The following is a 15,679-nucleotide window of genomic DNA, read 5'->3' on the forward strand; positions in this document are numbered from 1 at the left end:
TCGGCGGCCCATCCCCTTGCCTTGCTGGGACTTTCGCATGATCGTGAAAATCCCCCCGTTCCGACCCCAAATACGGCACTCGGTACCCTTATGTCACTGCCGTTCGCCGTCCCGCGGCGCGGTTCCGCCGGTCCGCCGGCGCCCCCGCATCGTCCGCCGCACCCCGCCCCTGTGAGGTCCCCCACAACCGATCCCGACCGCGTGACACTCGTCACGCCGGGCCGTTCCGCACGTCGCGGCGGCAGCGTTACTGTCATCCTCGACAACACCCGACCCCGCCAAGATCGTCTCCCGCTCGGAGGGCCGCCGCACCGCCACTCAGCTCCCCCGCCCGCCGCCAGGGCACCGACATGGACGCGGACGACCGGTGACCGCCGGGCCCGTCTCCGGCCGGAATCGCCACTCCGCGTGAACGAGTTCGTCGTTCGCCACGTACTCCCCAATGCGAACACTCCGCCCCCCGCATTCGCATACGGGTAAAACCACAATGAGCACTCCAGCACGCCCAAGAACCCTTCGAAACTTTCGAAGAAAGAGCTTTTCCCGCGAGACGGCGCCCGGCGGCCCCCACCCGGCGCGGGCGCCCCTCGGGCCGCGGTCACGGTCCGTCGCCGGACGCCCGGCGCCATCAGGGGGCGGTGCGGCGGAGCGCGGCGGCGATGGCGGCGGCGGCGGCGCCGGGGTCGGGGGCGCCGGTGATCGGGCGGCCGATGACCAGGAGGTCGGCTCCGGCGGCCAGGGCGTCCTCGGGGGTGGCGACCCGGGCCTGGTCCTGGGTGGCGGCGCCCGCCGGGCGGACACCCGGTGTGATCAGCGTGACGTCCGGGCCGACCTCGGCGCGGACGGCGGCGGCCTCCCGCGGCGAGCAGACGAGGGCCTGCGCGCCCGCCTCGACCGACAGCAGGGCGAGGCGGCGGACGGCGTCCGGGGCCGGCCCGGCGATGCCGAGGGCGGTGAGGTCGGCGTCGCCCAGGGACGTGAGGACCGTCACCGCGGCGATCTTGGAGCTCGGGGCGGCCTCCACGGCCGCGCGGATCATCGCCGGGCCGCCGGCGGCGTGCACGGTCAGGTAGGACGGCTTGAGGCGCGCCACGGCGCGGGCGGCGCCGCGGACGGTCGCCGGGATGTCGTGCAGCTTGAGGTCCAGGAAGACCTGGACGCGGCTGGCCCCGCGCACGCTGGCGACGACGTCCGGGCCGTACCGCAGGTACAGCTCCAGGCCCACCTTGACGGTGGAGACGTGCGGCGTGACCAGGGTGGCCCAGCGCGCGGCCGTCTCCAGGTCGGGTGCGTCCAGCGCGACGGCGATGGGGGCGGCGGTCACGTTCTCTCCTTCTCGGGCTCTTGCGGGCGCACCTGCGGCGGGACGTACCCCGCGGGCTTGTGCGCTAGGCCGACCGCCTCGGCGAGGCGGCCGATGCGGCGGGCCGTGAGGGCCTCCTCCAGCTCGCGCAGGATGCGGGGGCCCGCCATCGGGTCGTGGAGGACGGCGGTGCCGACGGCGACGGCGGACGCGCCGGCGAGGACGAACTCCAGCGCGTCCAGGCCGGTGGCGATGCCGCCGACGCCGATGATCGGGGTGCTCGGCAGCGCGGCGTGCACCTGGTAGACGCAGCGGACCGCGACGGGCCGGATCGCGGGCCCGGACAGGCCGCCCGACACGCCGCTCAGCGCGGGCCGCAGCGTGCCCGGGTCGATCGCCATGGCCTCCATGGTGTTGATCAGGGTGAGGCCGTCGGCGCCCGCGTCGACGCAGGCGAGCGCGATCGTGGCGATGTCGGTCACGTCCGGGGCGAGCTTGGCGAAGATCGGGACGCCGGGCCGGGCGTGGCCGCGGACGGCGCGGACGACGGACGCGGCGGCGGCCGGGTGCCAGGCGAACACGCGCCCGCGGTCCGCGACGTTGGGGCAGGCGACGTTGACCTCGAGCGCGGCGATGCCGGGGACGCCGCGCAGGCGGCGGGCCAGGTCGGCGTACTCCTCGACGCTGCCGCCGGCGATGGAGACGATCGTGCGGGCGCCCTGCTCGGTGAGCCAGGGGAGGTCGCGTTCCAGGAACGCCTCGACGCCGGGCCCGGGGAGGCCCGTGGCGGTGAGCAGGCCGCTCGGGGTCTCGGCCGCGCGGGGCGTGGGGCGTCCCGCGCGCGCCTGGGGCATGACCGACGCGGTGACGAACGCCCCCAGGCGGCCCAGGTCGTAGAACTGGGCGAGCTCGCGTCCCGTCCCGCCGCATCCGGCGGCCGTCATGACGGGGTTGGGCAGCTCCAGGGGCCCGAGTGCGGTGCTGAGCCGGTCACTGGCCCGGTCGCTCATTGCGGGCCCCCTTCGGAGACGCTGAGGACGCGCGGTGCGCCCAGCGCGTCGAACGGGATGGTGCCGAGGTCGCCCCAGCGGACGCGGTCGCCGCGCAGGACGGGCCCGTCCGCGCAGGCGCGCACCATGCGGGTCACGCCGTCCTCGCCGTGGACGGGGAGCATGCAGGTCATGCACACGCCGATGCCGCACGCGCCGGTCCGCTGCAGGAACTCCTCGACCGACACCTGCGAGGGGAGGCCGAAGTCGCCGGCGACCTGGGTGACCGAGCGCAGCAGGCTCGTCGGGCCGCAGGCGTAGACGACGTCGGCGCCGGTCTCCTCGATGGCGCGGGGCAGGACGTCGTGGACGGTGCCCTTCTCCCCCATCGAGCCGTCCTCGGTGGCGACGGTGGAGGTGTCGCCGATGCGCTGGGCCATCCGGGAGCCGAACACCTGCCGGGCGGACGGCCCGCCGAGCACGAAGTGCACCTGGCAGCCGCGCCGCAGCAGCGAGTCGGCGAGCGCGAACACCGACGCGCCGCCGGGCCCGCCGCCGACGAGCAGGCAGGTGACCGGGTCGCGGGGCAGCCGGAAGGGGCGGCCGAGCGGCCCGACGAGGTCGATCTGGTCGCGGGAGCGGCGGCCCGCGAGCCACGCCGTGCCGGGCTCGGTGTCGGCGAACACCAGCTCGACGGTGCCGCCGTAGTCGGATTTGACCTCGTGTACGCCGAAGCAGCGGCGGACCAGCCGGGACGTGTGCTCGCCGCCGACGGCGAGCGCCACGAACTGGCCGGGCCGGAACCGCTCGGCGATGGCCGGGGCCACCAGCGTCATCGCGTGGTAGTCCTGCACCTGGCGGACCGTCAGCACCGTCGCCGACGTCCGCACCGGCGTGTCGGACACCCGTCTCCCTCTCCTCGTCGCGGGCCGGACGGGCCGGGCGGCGCGGCCGCCCGGCCCGTCCGGGCTGTCGTCACCCGGGCGTCACGGCGCGCCGTCCCCGCCCGGTCCGGCGGGGCCCGCCGGGCCGGTGCGCCCGCGGGCGCCGCCGATCCGCTCGGCGTGCTCCTGGAGGGAGCGGACGCCGACCTGGCCGCCGGCGACGGCCTCGATGCCCTGCACGGCCGCCGCGAGCCCCTGCACGGTCGTCACGCACGGTACGCCCCGCAGCACGGCCGCGGTGCGGATCTCGTAACCGTCCAGCCGCGGCCCGGACTGGCCGGGGCTGCCGAAGGGAGTGTTGACGATGAGGTCGACCTCGCCGTCCAGGACGCGCCGCACGATCGTGGGCTCGCCGGACGGGCCCGGACCCTCGCTGTGCTTGCGCACGATCTTGGCACGCACGCCGTTGCGGTGCAGGACCTCCGCGGTCCCTTCCGTGGCAAGAATCTCAAAGCCCAGGTCAGCGAGCCGCTTCACCGGGAACACCATGTGCCGTTTGTCCCGGTTCGCCACGGACACGAAGACGCGCCCCTTCGTCGGCAGCGAGCCGCCGTAGGCGCCCTGCTGCGACTTGGCGAACGCCGTGCCGAACACCTCGTCGATGCCCATGACCTCGCCGGTCGACCGCATCTCGGGGCCGAGGACGATGTCGACGCCCTGCCCGCGCTCGTTGCGGAACCGGTCGAACGGCAGGACGGCCTCCTTCACCGCGATCGGCGCGTCCAGCGGCAGGGTGCCGCCGTCGCCGGTCTCCGGCAGCATGCCCTCGGCGCGCAGCTCGGCGATGGTGGCGCCCATCATGACGCGCGCCGCCGCCTTGGCGAGGGGCACGGCCGTCGCCTTGGACACGAACGGCACCGTGCGGGACGCGCGGGGGTTGGCCTCCAGGACGTACAGGACGCCCGCGGCGAGCGCGTACTGGACGTTCATGAGCCCGCGCACGCCGACGCCGCGCGCGAGCGCCTCCGTCGACTCCCGGATGCGGCGGATGTCGTCGTGCCCCAGCGTGATGGGCGGCAGCGCGCACGCCGAGTCGCCGGAGTGGATCCCGGCCTCCTCGATGTGCTCCATGACGCCGCCGAGGTAGAGGTCCTCGCCGTCGAACAGGGCGTCGACGTCGATCTCGATGGCCTCGTCCAGGAAGCGGTCGACCAGGATGGGGTGTTCGAGCAGCGCGTCCGTGCCCAGCGCGACGGTGGCGCGGCCCATGTACGACTCCAGCGTGGCGTCGTCGTACACGATCTCCATGCCGCGCCCGCCGAGCACGTACGAGGGGCGGACGAGGACCGGGTAGCCGATCTCGTCGGCGATCTCGCGCGCCTCCTCGTAGGACGAGGCGGTGCCGTGCTTGGGCGCGAGCAGCCCCGCGCGGTGCAGGACCCGCCCGAACGCGCCGCGCTCCTCGGCGAGGTGGATGCTCTCCGGGGAGGTGCCCACGATCGGCACGCCGGCGTTCTTCAGCTTCTGCGCGAGCCCGAGGGGCGTCTGGCCGCCGAGCTGGACGATGACGCCCGCGACCTCGCCGGACTGCTGCTCGGCGTGGACGACCTCCAGGACGTCCTCCAGCGTGAGCGGCTCGAAGTACAGCCGGTCGGAGGTGTCGTAGTCGGTGGAGACCGTCTCGGGGTTGCAGTTGACCATCACGGTCTCGTAGTCGGCCTCGGCCAGCGTGAACGACGCGTGGACGCAGGAGTAGTCGAACTCGACGCCCTGCCCGATGCGGTTCGGGCCGCTGCCGAGGATGATGACCTTGGGCCTGCTGCCCGGCGGGACCTCGGTCTCCTCGTCGTAGGCCGAGTACAGGTAGGGCGTCTGCGCCTCGAACTCGGCCGCGCACGTGTCCACCGTCAGGTACACGGGGCGGACGCCGAGCGCGTGCCGCACCTCGCGGACGACCTCCTCCGACAGGCCGCGCAGCTCGCCGATCTGCGCGTCGGAGAACCCGTGCCGCTTGGCGCGCAGCAGCTTGTCCCTGGTGAGCGCGTCGTCGGCGGTGCGGATCTCCTCCGCGGTCTCGTTGATGGCGGCGATCTGGTCGAGGAACCAGGGGTCGATGCCGGTCGCCTCGTACAGCTCCTGGACGCCCGCGCCGGCCCAGAGCGCGCGCTGGACGTCCCTGAGCCGCCCGTCGTGCGGGCGCGCGGCGGACTCGACGAGCGCGGCGGCGTCGACGTCGCCGGCCCAGCTGAACGACGAGTCCTTCTTCTCCAGGGACCGCAGCGCCTTCTGCAGGGCCTCGGTGAAGCAGCGCCCGATGGCCATGGCCTCGCCCACGGACTTCATGTGCGTGGTCAGCGTGCCGTCGGCGCCGGGGAACTTCTCGAACGCGAACCGGGGCACCTTGACCACGACGTAGTCGAGGGTGGGCTCGAACGACGCGGGCGTCTCGCGGGTGATGTCGTTCGGGATCTCGTCGAGGGTGTACCCGATCGCGAGCTTCGCGGCGATCTTGGCGATGGGGAAGCCGGTGGCCTTGGAAGCGAGGGCCGACGACCGCGACACGCGCGGGTTCATCTCGATGACGATCATCCGGCCGGTGCCGGGGTGCACGGCGAACTGGATGTTGCAGCCGCCGGTGTCGACGCCGACCTCGCGGATCACCGCGATCGCGACGTCCCGCATGTTCTGGTACTCGCGGTCGGTGAGGGTCAGCGCGGGCGCGACCGTGATCGAGTCGCCGGTGTGCACGCCCATCGGGTCGAGGTTCTCGATGGAGCACACGATGACCACGTTGTCGGCGCGGTCGCGCATGACCTCCAGCTCGTACTCCTTCCAGCCGAGGATCGACTCCTCCAGGAGCACCTCGCCGGTCGGGGACGCGTCGAGCCCGGCGCCCGCGATGCGGCGCAGGTCGTCCTCGTCGTGGGCGAAGCCGGAGCCGCGCCCGCCCATCGTGAACGACGGCCGGACGACCAGCGGGTAGCCGAGCTCGCCGGCCGCCGCGAGGCAGTCGTCCATCGTGTGGCAGATGAGCGACCGGGCGGACTCGGCGTTCAGGCCCTGCTCGCGCGCGACCTTGGCGACGACCTCCTTGAACTTCTCCCGGTTCTCGCCGGCCTGGATGGCGTCCACGTCGGCGCCGATCAGCTCGACCCCGTACTTCTCCAGGACGCCGCCCTCGTACAGCGCGATGGCGGTGTTCAGCGCCGTCTGGCCGCCGAGGGTGGGCAGCAGCGCCTCCGGCCGCTCCTTGGCGATGATCTTCTCGACGACCTCGGGGGTGATCGGCTCGACGTAGGTCGCGTCGGCGAACTCGGGGTCGGTCATGATCGTGGCCGGGTTGCTGTTGACCAGCGTCACCCGCAGGCCCTCGGCCTTCAGCACCCGGCACGCCTGGGTGCCGGAGTAGTCGAACTCGCACGCCTGGCCGATGACGATCGGCCCGGAGCCGATGACCAGGACGGACGTCAGGTCTTCCCTGCGCGGCATTACTTCGACCCCTCCATCAGCTCGCAGAAACGGTCGAAGAGCCCGGACGCGTCGTGCGGGCCCGCGGCGGCCTCCGGGTGGTACTGGACACTGAACGCGGGCCGCTCCAGGAGCCGCAGCCCCTCGACGCAGCCGTCGTTGAGGTTGACGTGGCTGACCTCGCCCGGGCCGTAGGGCGTGTCGAACCGCCCCTCGGTGGGCGCGTCCACGGCGAACCCGTGGTTGTGGGCCGAGATGTGGACCCTGCCGGTGGCGCGGTCTTGGACGGGCTGGTTGACGCCCCGGTGCCCGAACCTCAGCTTGTAGGTGCCGAGGCCCAGCGCACGGCCGAAGATCTGGTTGCCGAAGCAGATCCCGAAGAACGGCGTGCCGGCGTCGAGGACGCCCTTCAGCGCGTCCACGGCGTAGCCGGCCGCCGCCGGGTCGCCGGGGCCGTTGGAGAAGAACACGCCGTCCGGAGAGAGGGCGAGGATGTCCTGGGTGGTGCTGGCCGCGGGCAGGATGTGCACCTCGCAGCCCCGGATCGCCAGCCGGTTGGGCGTCATCGCCTTGATGCCGAGGTCGACCGCGGCGACCGTGTAGCGCTTCTCGCCCTGCGCGGGGATGATGTAGGGCTCGGTGGTGGAGACGTCCCGGGCGAGGTCGGCGCCCTCCATCGAGGGGCTCTGCCTGACGCGCTCGACGAGGGCGTCCGCGCCGGGCGCCACCGCGTCCGCGCCGCTGAAGATGGCGGCGCGCATCGCGCCCTTGTCGCGCAGGTGCCGCGTCAGCGCGCGCGTGCCGGAGATGGCGATGCCCACGATCCCCTGGTCGCGCAGCGCCGAGCCCAGCGAGCCGGTGGCGCGCCAGTTGGACGCCACCCGGGCGGGCTCGCGCACCACGTAGCCGGCCACCTGGATGCGGCGGGACTCGGGGTCCTCGCCGTTGATGCCGGTGTTGCCGATGTGGGGGGATGTCATGGCCACGATCTGGCGGGCGTAGGAGGGATCGGTGAGGGTCTCCTGGTAACCGGTCATCCCGGTGTTGAAGACCATCTCGCCGAAGGTCTCCCCTTCGGCCCCGTACGCGGTCCCGTGGAACACCCTGCCGTCTTCGAGAACGAGCAGAGCAGGGGTCATTGGAGCTTCCCTTCCAGGACGGTCGGCCGGCCGCGCAGCAGCGTCGCGACGACCCGGCCGGGCAGCTCCAGCCCCGCGAAGGGGGTGTTGCGGCTCTTGGAGGTCATCGCGAACGGGTCCACGGCGCGGCGGGGCGACGGGTCGTACAGCGTGATGTTGGCGGGCGAACCTGCCTCCAGCGGACGACCCTGTCCGGACAGGCGGCCGATGCGGGCGGGACGTGCGGACATGCGGTCGGCGACCCCGGCCCAGTCGAGCAGGCCGGTCTCGACCATCGCCTCCTGGACGACCGGCAGCGCGGTCTCCAGGCCGATCATCCCCATCGCGGCCACGGCCCACTCGGTCTCCTTGGCCTCGACCGGGTGGGGGGCGTGGTCGGTGGCGACGCAGTCGATCGTGCCGTCGGCGAGCGCGTGCCGCAGGGCGGTGACGTCGTCGGCGGTGCGCAGCGGGGGGTTGACCTTGAAGATCGGGTCGTAGGTGCCGGCCCGGGCGTCGTCCAGCAGCAGGTGGTGCGGGGTGACCTCGGCGGTCACCGGGCAGCCCTTGCTCTTCGCCCAGCGGAGGATCTCCACCGAGCCGGCCGTGGACACGTGGCAGACGTGCAGCCGCGACCCGACGTGCTGGGCGAGCAGCACGTCCCGGGCGATGATCGCCTCCTCGGCGACCGCGGGCCAGCCGCGCAGGCCGAGCGCGGCCGACATCTCGCCCTCGTTCAGCTGCGCGCCCTCGGTGAGGCGCGGCTCCTGCGCGTGCTGGGCGACGACGCCGTCGAACGCCTTCACGTACTCCAGCGCGCGGCGCATGATGACCGCGTCGGACACGCAGTGGCCGTCGTCGGAGAACACCCGGACGCGCGCGGCGGAGTCGGCCATCGCGCCGAGCTCGGCGAGCTTCTCGCCGGCGATGCCGCGGGTGACCGCCCCGACCGGCTGGACGTCGCAGTACCCGGCCTCGCGGCCGAGGCGCCACACCTGCTCGACCACGCCGGCGGTGTCGGCGACCGGGTCGGTGTTGGCCATCGCGTGGACGGCGGTGTACCCGCCCACCGCGGCGGCCCGCGTCCCGGACTCGACGGTCTCGGCGTCCTCGCGGCCGGGCTCGCGCAGGTGGGTGTGGAGGTCGACCAGGCCGGGGAGGGCCACCAGGCCCCCGGCGTCGATGGTCTGCGCGCCGGCCTCGTCCAGGCCGCGGCCCACCTCGGCGATGGCGCCCTCGCGGACCAGGATGTCGGCGGGGTCGCCGCCGAGGATCCGCGCGCCCTTGATGATGTACGTCGTCACTGGGTGACCTCCTGGCCGATCGCCGCCTCGGAACCGCCGAGCAGCAGGTAGAGGACCGCCATGCGGGCGCTGACGCCGTTGGCGACCTGCTCGACGATCGTGGAGCGGACCGAGTCGGCGACCTCGGCGGCGATCTCGACGCCGCGGTTCATCGGGCCCGGGTGCATGACGATGGCGTGCTCGGGGAGCTGCGCCATGCGCTCGCCGTCCAGCCCGTAGCGGCGGCTGTACTCGCGGACGGACGGGAAGTAGGCGGCGTTCATCCGCTCCTGCTGGACGCGCAGCATCATGATGACGTCGCTCTTCGGGATGACGCCGTCGAGGTCGTAGGACACCGAGCAGGGCCAGGTGTCGATGGCGACGGGCAGCAGCGTCGGGGGCGCGACCACGGTGACGTCCGCGCCGAGCGTGCCCAGCAGCAGGACGTTGGATCGTGCCACGCGGCTGTGCAGCACGTCCCCGACGATCGTGACGCGGCGCCCCTCCAGGTCGCCGAGGCGCTTGCGCATCGTGAACGCGTCCAGCAGCGCCTGGGTCGGGTGCTCGTGGGTGCCGTCGCCGGCGTTGACCACGCTGCCGTGCACCCAGCCGGCGAGCCGGTGCGGGGCGCCGGAGGCGCCGTGCCGGATGACGACGCCGTCCGCGCCCATCGCCTCCAGCGTGAGGGCGGTGTCCTTCAGGCTCTCGCCCTTGGACACGCTCGACCCCTTCGCCGAGAAGTTGATCACATCGGCGGACAGCCGCTTGGCGGCCGCCTCGAACGAGATCCGGGTGCGGGTGGAGTCCTCGAAGAACAGGTTGACGACCGTCCGGCCGCGCAGGGTCGGCAGCTTCTTGATGGAGCGGCCCGCGATCCGCGCCAGCTCCTCGGCCGTGTCGAGGACGAGCAGCGCGTCGTCGCGGGTCAGATCGGCCGCGGAGATCAGATGGCGGTTCACTCGGCTCCCCCCGTCGGGGCGGGCGGCGCCGCCGGGCCCAGCAGGACCGCGTCGCGCCCGTCGTTCTCGTCCAGCAGGACCTTCACGGTCTCGCGCATCGAGGTGGGCAGGTTCTTGCCCACGTAGTCGGCGCGGATCGGCAGCTCGCGGTGCCCGCGGTCGACCAGCACGGCCAGCTGGACGGCGCGGGGCCGGCCGAGGTCGTTCAGCGCGTCGAGCGCGGCGCGCACCGTCCGGCCGGAGAACAGCACGTCGTCGACCAGCACGACCACCTTCTCGTCGACGCCGCCGGGCGGCAGCTCGGTGCGGCCGAGGGCGCGGGCGGGACGCAGCCGCAGGTCGTCCCGGTACATGGTCACGTCGAGCGAGCCCCAGGGCACCGGGCCGCCCTCGACCTCGCGCAGCGCCGCCGCCAGCCGCTCGGCCAGCGTCACGCCGCGGGTCTGGATGCCGAGCAGCAGGACGTCGCGGCCGCCCTTGGTGCGCTCGAGGATCTCGTGTGCGATGCGGGTCAGCGCGCGTCTGATGTCGGGACTCTCCAGAACGGCCTTGGGCCGGGGGTCACCGTCCGCCACGCGCTGCTCCTGTCCGGAGGCAGCATTCACCGCCGAAACCTCCTTCCCCGCCTCACGGGACGGGCCTTAAAGGACGTTGTGTCTCCCCCACGTTAGCAGCCGGCCAGGACCGCCCCGCACCCGGACCGGTCCACGTCTTCGCAGGTGAGAGGCGTCACATTCGGCCCCAGGCCGCGCTCGGTGACGGGACCCGCGGCACGCGTGCGCGCGGCCCGCGCGCGATCCGGACGGCCCGGATCGAGTCCTGCGGATTCGACCGCTTTTTTCCAATCAGCTTGACCTGGGGCCGTACCCGTTTTACCGTCACTGTCCGTAACCATCCCTGGAGACGGACTCCTGAGGCCCCCTGGCTTCGCGAATCTGTCTCCCCCCGGTGACACACGCCGGGGTCCGACGACGCTGAAAGTGAGCCTGGGGGGCCGAGAATGCCGTCTGAATACGCTAAGGCTCTCGGCGCGCGCCTGCGCGCCATCCGCACCCAGCAGGGCCTGTCCCTGCACGGTGTGGAGGAGAAGTCACGCGGCCGCTGGAAGGCCGTCGTCGTGGGTTCGTACGAGCGGGGCGACCGCGCCGTCACCGTTCAGAAGCTGGCCGAGCTCGCCGATTTCTACGGCGTGCCGGTATCCGAGTTGCTGCCCGGCGGAGCCGCGCCGAGCCCGCTCGGGCCTACACCCAAGCTCGTGATCGATCTAGAGCGGTTGCAGCAGCTTCCGAAAGACAAGGCCGGTCCTCTCGCCCGTTACGCCGCGACGATCCAGAGCCAGCGGGGCGACTACAACGGAAAGGTCCTGTCCATCCGCCAGGAAGACCTGCGTTCACTCGCGGTCATCTACGACAAGTCCCCGACCGAGCTGACCGAGGAACTGATCGGCTGGGGCGTCCTCGACCCGGAGGCGCGCCGCGCCGTCGAGTCGTTCTGACCCACCGCACCACCTGATTCACCGCACGACCCGCTTCACCGCACCACCCGCTCCACCGCACCACCCGCTTCACCGCACGATCCGCTTCACCGCACGACCGTGACGGGGTCCGGCACCGCGCCGGGCCCCGTTCCGCGTCCGCGCGCCCGGCGGGGGCGCGGGGCGAGGAGCGCCAGCGGCAGGACGACGGCCATGGCGGCGGCGCTCAGCGCGAAACCGGTCGTGTAGCCGGCCTCGCCGGGGACCACGACGATGACGACCGCGGTGACCTGCGTCCCAAGGGACGCGCCGACCGTGCGGATGAGGGTGTTGATGCCGGTCGCCACACCCGTCTCGCCCGCCGGGACGGCGGCGACCACGAGGTTCGCGACGGCCGCGTAGGCGAAGCCCAGGCCGATGCCCCGGGCGAGGCCGCCGACGTAGAGCTGCCACATGGCGGCGTGCTGGAACACCGTGAACGCGTAGCCGAGGCCGGTCATCAGCGCCCCGCCGAACAGCACCATGCGGGAGCCGATCCGCCGGTCGAGCAGGCCCGCCGTCATTCCGGCGGCGGTCATCCCGATGCTCGCGGGGAGCTGCAGGAGGGCCGCCTGGGTGGCCGTCCCGCCGAAGCCGTACCCGGTGTCGGCCGGAAGCTGGACGAGCAGCGGGAACAGCAGCCCGCCGGCCATCAGCGCGTAGCCGGACAGCAGCGACGCGGCGTTCGCCGTCCAGACCCCGCGCACGCGCATCAGCCGCAGGTCGACGAGGGGCTCGGCGACGCGGCCCTCCACCCGCAGCCAGGCGGCGGCCGTCACGGCCGAGAGGGCGAGCAGGCCGAGGACGCCGGGGGACGTCCAGCCCCAGTCCAGGCCCTCGGTCAGCGCGGTGAGCGCGGCGACCAGCCAGCCGGCGAACAGGACGGCGCCCCACCAGTCGACCCGGGCCGCCTTTCCGGGCGCCGACCGCGGCACGATCCACCAGGCGAGGACGAGGCCGGGCACCAGCCCGAGCACCGGCAGCCACAGCAGCCACCGCCAGCCGAGGAAGTCGATGATCGGCCCGGCCAGGCACCAGGAGACCGCGCCGCCGAGCCCCAGCATGGACGACATGAGGCCGACCGCGGACGCCGTCCGGGCGGGCGGGACCACGTCCCGGATGATCGTGTACGCGAGCGGGAACACGCCGCCGCCGATGCCGCCCAGCACCCGTCCCACCAGCATCACCGGGACCGTCGGGGCGAGCGCGGCGACGACCATCCCCACGGTCGCGATCGCGAGCACGGCCAGCAGGACGCGCCGCGGCCCGTACAGGTCGCCCAGCCGCCCGACCACGGGCGTGGCGACCGCCGCGGACAGCGTCATCGCGGTCAGCGCCCACGCCGCGCCGGCCGGGGTGGTGTCCAGGCCCTCCTGGATCTGCGGCAGCGCGGGCGTCACGACGGCCATGGACAGCGAGTAGGCCATCACGCCGAGGAACGCCAGCAGCGGTACCAGCCCGCGCCCGCCCCGCCCCGCCACCGTGCACCCTCCCCTACTTCGCCGTGCTAACGATCTCATATCAAGACAGACCGCCACCGATACGCCCTACTCCCCCGCAGGGGGAGACCACCCCCCTGCGGCGGGAGGTCCCGGCCACCCCCGGCGGACATGATCGTTCTCATGACGCGCACAGCCGCCCCGCTCCTGGACCGCCCGCTCCGCCCGCACCGCCGGGCCGCCCACGCGATCACGCTGCTGGCGCTGCCGTCCGGTCTCTGGCGGCTCGGGCTCGCCCTGGGCCTGCACCTCGGCTACACCGAGGAGGGGTACCGGGCCGTCTGCCCGCCCGGCTTCTGGGGCCCCGGCTACCTGGTCCTGCTCGCGGTGGTCGGTGAGAGTGCGGCGCTGCTGTCGCTGGGGCTGGTCCAGCGATGGGGCGAGGTCGTTCCGCGCCGGGTTCCGCTCATCGGCGGCCGGACCGTCCCGGCGGCGGCCGTCCTGGTCCCGGCCTGGTCGGGTGTCGCCGTCCTCGCGGTGCTGTGGACGCCCCTCCTGGCCTGGTGGACGATGCCCGCGGACGGCATGACCCCGGCCGGCCACACCCTCGTCGGGCTCCTGTACCTCCCGCTCGTCGCGTGGGCGCCCCTGCTCGCCGTCCTGACGCTCGCCTACCAGCGCCGCCGCAGGGCGGGATGACGCCCGGTACGCGGGTGGCGGGTCAGGGGCCGGCGATGGCGCCGCTGTCGCGCAGGGCCTCGATGCGGTCGGGGGGCATGTTCAGGACCTGGCGCAGGACCTCGTCCGTGTGTTCACCGAGTTCGGGGGCCGGGGCAGGCGGCGGGGCGGCGTCGCCGAGGCGCAGCGGGGAGCCGGGGGCGAGGTGCGGGCCTATGCCCGGCTGGTCGAGCCGGGCCATGAGGGGTTCGTCGTGCAGGGCGGCGGCCACGTCCGCGAAGTCGCGGTAGCGCGACCACAGGACGGACGTGCCCTTCAATCCGTCCCCGACCTGGTCGCAGGTGCGGGACGCGAACCAGGGGGCGAGGACGCCGCCGAGCGCCTCGCGGTAGGCGAAGCGGTCGCCGGCGCGGCGGAAGTCGGCGCCGAGGGCGCGTTCCAGGGCGGCCGACACCTCGCCGAGGCCGGTGGCGTCCACGAGGTCGCGCCAGTGGCGGGCGGTGAGGACCACCACCATGACGCGGCCGTCGGCGGTGGCGAAGTCGCGTCCGAAGTCGCCGAACAGGTGGTTGCCCAAGCGCGGCCTGGACTCGCCCAGCTGCGCCTCCGCCAGGTATCCGAGGTTTCCGGCGGTGGCCAGGGCGACGTCCTGCAGGGCGATCCGGAGGCTCTGCCCCTCGCCGGTGCGGAACCGGTGCCGCTCGGCCGCCAGGAGGCCGATGGCCATGTAGAGGCCGCACGCCACGTCCCAGGCGGGCAGTGCGTGGTTGACCGGCTCGCCGCGGCCGGGCGGGCCGGTGATCGCCGGGAAGCCCATGGCGGCGTTCACCGTGTAGTCGACGGCGTTGCCCCCGTCCCGGGTGCCCTGGAGCTGGACGTGGATCAGGTCGGGCCGCGCCGCCTTCAGCTCCTCGTAGGCGAGCCCCCGGCGCGGCGGCGCGTTGGTCAGGACGACGCCGCTCTCGGCCGCGAGGGCGGCGACCACCGCGCGGCCCTCCGGGGAGCGCAGGTCGGCGGTGACCGAGCGCTTGCCCTTGTTCAGCCCCGCCCAGTACAGGCTCCGGCCGGACGCGGCGAGCGGCCACCGGTCGACGTCGGGGCCGCCGCCCACCTGGTCGACCCGGATGACGTCCGCGCCGAGTTGCGCGAGGGTCATCCCTCCCAGCGGCGTCGCGACGAAGCTGGACAGCTCCACGACGCGCATCCCGTCCAGCGGCAGCGTTCCCGTCATGCAGCGATGTCTATCAGGCCCCGTGCCGCGCGTCTCCGGACGGGGCGGGCGGGCAGCGGGCGGGCACGGGCGGGCAGGGGATCGCGCCGGCGGGGCCGGCTCGGGGGGTTGCGGCCGCCGCCGGCGCGATCGTCCGGGAACGCCGGGGCCGGGCCGCCGCCCTGTGTCAGGCCCCTGGGGGCGGGCGGGCGGCCCGGCTCCGGCGGAGGCCGGCCCCGGGGAGGTGGGACGGGCCTCCGGCTCCGGCTATCCGGCCTCGGGCACCGGCAGGGTCGGCTGCCCGTCGATGCCGAGGGTGTCCTCGACGAGGGTCACGAACACCTCCGCGTCGTGCACGAGCTCCTCGGCCTCGCGCGGGGTGACGGCGCGCGGCAGGCCCGCCTCGGCGGCGGCGCGCTTGTCGGCGCCGGCGGCGAAGAACGCGGCCCATTCGCGCAGCGCGGGCTCGGCCTCGGGCAGCAGCACCCACACGCTGCGCGGCCGGCCGCGGCGGTGGGTCTCCAGTGGCTCCTTGGACGCCAGCACCGCCGCGGCCGCGCGCAGCGCGGCCAGGTGGGCGCAGACGTAGCGGACGGCGGGCGAGGACGCCTCGGCCGCCTCGGCGAGCCCCATCCGGGCCGCGTGCAGCTGGCCGACGGCCGTGTGCGCCGGGCGCGGCGCGGGCATCGGGCGGTGGCGTGGGCTCGGCGGCGGGGCGGGCTGGGCGGCGGAGTGGACGGCGGAGTGGACGCCGCGTGCGGTCATCGTGCCGGACATGTGTGCCTCCTTCCGGGCTCGGGCCGGCCGGGCGGAGAGCTTCCCCTCACTCCGCCCG

Annotated in this window: 13 protein-coding genes; 2 read left to right on the forward strand and 11 right to left on the reverse strand. The window is 74.0% G+C overall.

The window, feature by feature from the left end:
• Window positions 1-628: 628 nt before the first annotated feature.
• The 8 genes from pyrF to pyrR form a co-directional block, all read right to left on the reverse strand.
• Window positions 629-1,324, reverse strand: coding sequence for an orotidine-5'-phosphate decarboxylase (gene pyrF, locus ABZ806_RS10725; protein ID WP_500216664.1), 696 nt, complete (start codon window positions 1,322-1,324; stop codon window positions 629-631).
• Complete coding sequence (locus ABZ806_RS10730) at window positions 1,321-2,313, reverse strand: dihydroorotate dehydrogenase (RefSeq protein WP_500216665.1); 993 nt, start codon at window positions 2,311-2,313, stop codon at window positions 1,321-1,323. The genes pyrF and ABZ806_RS10730 overlap by 4 nt, the downstream gene beginning before the upstream one ends.
• Window positions 2,310-3,197 (reverse strand): dihydroorotate dehydrogenase electron transfer subunit, encoded by an 888-nt coding sequence (locus tag ABZ806_RS10735; RefSeq protein ID WP_500216666.1) that lies wholly within the window; start codon window positions 3,195-3,197, stop codon window positions 2,310-2,312. Before ABZ806_RS10735 ends, ABZ806_RS10730 begins: the two co-directional genes overlap by 4 nt.
• Before the next feature lie 81 nt (window positions 3,198-3,278).
• On the reverse strand, window positions 3,279-6,665 hold the full coding sequence (gene carB, locus ABZ806_RS10740; RefSeq protein ID WP_500216667.1) for a carbamoyl-phosphate synthase large subunit: 3,387 nt from the start codon (window positions 6,663-6,665) through the stop codon (window positions 3,279-3,281).
• A complete protein-coding gene (gene carA, locus ABZ806_RS10745) occupies window positions 6,665-7,783 on the reverse strand; it encodes a glutamine-hydrolyzing carbamoyl-phosphate synthase small subunit (protein WP_500216668.1) in 1,119 nt (372 codons plus the stop codon). The genes carB and carA overlap by 1 nt, the downstream gene beginning before the upstream one ends.
• Window positions 7,780-9,066, reverse strand: a complete 1,287-nt coding sequence (locus tag ABZ806_RS10750; RefSeq protein WP_500216669.1) for a dihydroorotase — start codon at window positions 9,064-9,066, stop codon at window positions 7,780-7,782. Before ABZ806_RS10750 ends, carA begins: the two co-directional genes overlap by 4 nt.
• Window positions 9,063-10,004: an aspartate carbamoyltransferase catalytic subunit gene (locus ABZ806_RS10755; RefSeq protein WP_500216670.1), complete on the reverse strand. Its 942-nt coding sequence runs from the start codon at window positions 10,002-10,004 to the stop codon at window positions 9,063-9,065. Before ABZ806_RS10755 ends, ABZ806_RS10750 begins: the two co-directional genes overlap by 4 nt.
• Entirely contained in the window at window positions 10,001-10,579 is a 579-nt protein-coding gene (gene pyrR / locus ABZ806_RS10760; RefSeq protein ID WP_500216671.1) for a bifunctional pyr operon transcriptional regulator/uracil phosphoribosyltransferase PyrR, read from the reverse strand. The genes ABZ806_RS10755 and pyrR overlap by 4 nt, the downstream gene beginning before the upstream one ends.
• 425 nt (window positions 10,580-11,004) lie before the next feature.
• Here pyrR and bldD point away from each other — a divergent pair, with 425 nt between their 5' ends.
• A complete protein-coding gene (bldD, locus tag ABZ806_RS10765; protein WP_021597992.1) occupies window positions 11,005-11,499 on the forward strand; it encodes a transcriptional regulator BldD in 495 nt (164 codons plus the stop codon).
• An 86-nt stretch (window positions 11,500-11,585) separates the two neighbouring features.
• Here bldD and ABZ806_RS10770 read toward each other — a convergent pair whose 3' ends face one another.
• On the reverse strand, window positions 11,586-12,998 hold the full coding sequence (locus tag ABZ806_RS10770) for an MFS transporter (RefSeq protein ID WP_500216672.1): 1,413 nt from the start codon (window positions 12,996-12,998) through the stop codon (window positions 11,586-11,588).
• Between the two features lie 141 nt (window positions 12,999-13,139).
• On the opposite strand from ABZ806_RS10770, the gene ABZ806_RS10775 reads away from it, so the two are divergent.
• Window positions 13,140-13,655, forward strand: a complete 516-nt coding sequence (locus ABZ806_RS10775) for a hypothetical protein (protein ID WP_500216673.1) — start codon at window positions 13,140-13,142, stop codon at window positions 13,653-13,655.
• A 22-nt stretch (window positions 13,656-13,677) separates the two neighbouring features.
• Here the strand turns inward: ABZ806_RS10775 and ABZ806_RS10780 are convergent, their stop codons facing one another.
• Both ABZ806_RS10780 and ABZ806_RS10785 read right to left on the reverse strand, forming a co-directional pair.
• Entirely contained in the window at window positions 13,678-14,865 is a 1,188-nt protein-coding gene (locus ABZ806_RS10780; RefSeq protein ID WP_500216674.1) for a CoA transferase, read from the reverse strand.
• Window positions 14,866-15,111: 246 nt separating this feature from the next.
• Window positions 15,112-15,621, reverse strand: coding sequence for an SAV_6107 family HEPN domain-containing protein (locus tag ABZ806_RS10785; protein ID WP_500216675.1), 510 nt, complete (start codon window positions 15,619-15,621; stop codon window positions 15,112-15,114).
• Window positions 15,622-15,679 lie beyond the last annotated feature (58 nt).

The organism is Spirillospora sp. NPDC047418 (genome assembly GCF_040643275.1).
Taxonomy (GTDB): domain Bacteria; phylum Actinomycetota; class Actinomycetes; order Streptosporangiales; family Streptosporangiaceae; genus Spirillospora.

Bases quoted from the DNA above. Each gene is read 5' to 3' on its own strand.
- ABZ806_RS10730 (WP_500216665.1), bottom strand. From the start codon at position 2,313: ATGAGCGACCGGGCCAGTGACCGGCTCAGCACCGCACTCGGGCCCCTG.
- carB (WP_500216667.1), bottom strand. From the start codon at position 6,665: ATGCCGCGCAGGGAAGACCTGACGTCCGTCCTGGTCATCGGCTCCGGG.
- carA (WP_500216668.1), bottom strand. From the start codon at position 7,783: ATGACCCCTGCTCTGCTCGTTCTCGAAGACGGCAGGGTGTTCCACGGG.
- bldD (WP_021597992.1), top strand. From the start codon at position 11,005: ATGCCGTCTGAATACGCTAAGGCTCTCGGCGCGCGCCTGCGCGCCATC.
- ABZ806_RS10775 (WP_500216673.1), top strand. From the start codon at position 13,140: ATGACGCGCACAGCCGCCCCGCTCCTGGACCGCCCGCTCCGCCCGCAC.
- ABZ806_RS10780 (WP_500216674.1), bottom strand. From the start codon at position 14,865: ATGACGGGAACGCTGCCGCTGGACGGGATGCGCGTCGTGGAGCTGTCC.
- ABZ806_RS10785 (WP_500216675.1), bottom strand. From the start codon at position 15,621: ATGTCCGGCACGATGACCGCACGCGGCGTCCACTCCGCCGTCCACTCC.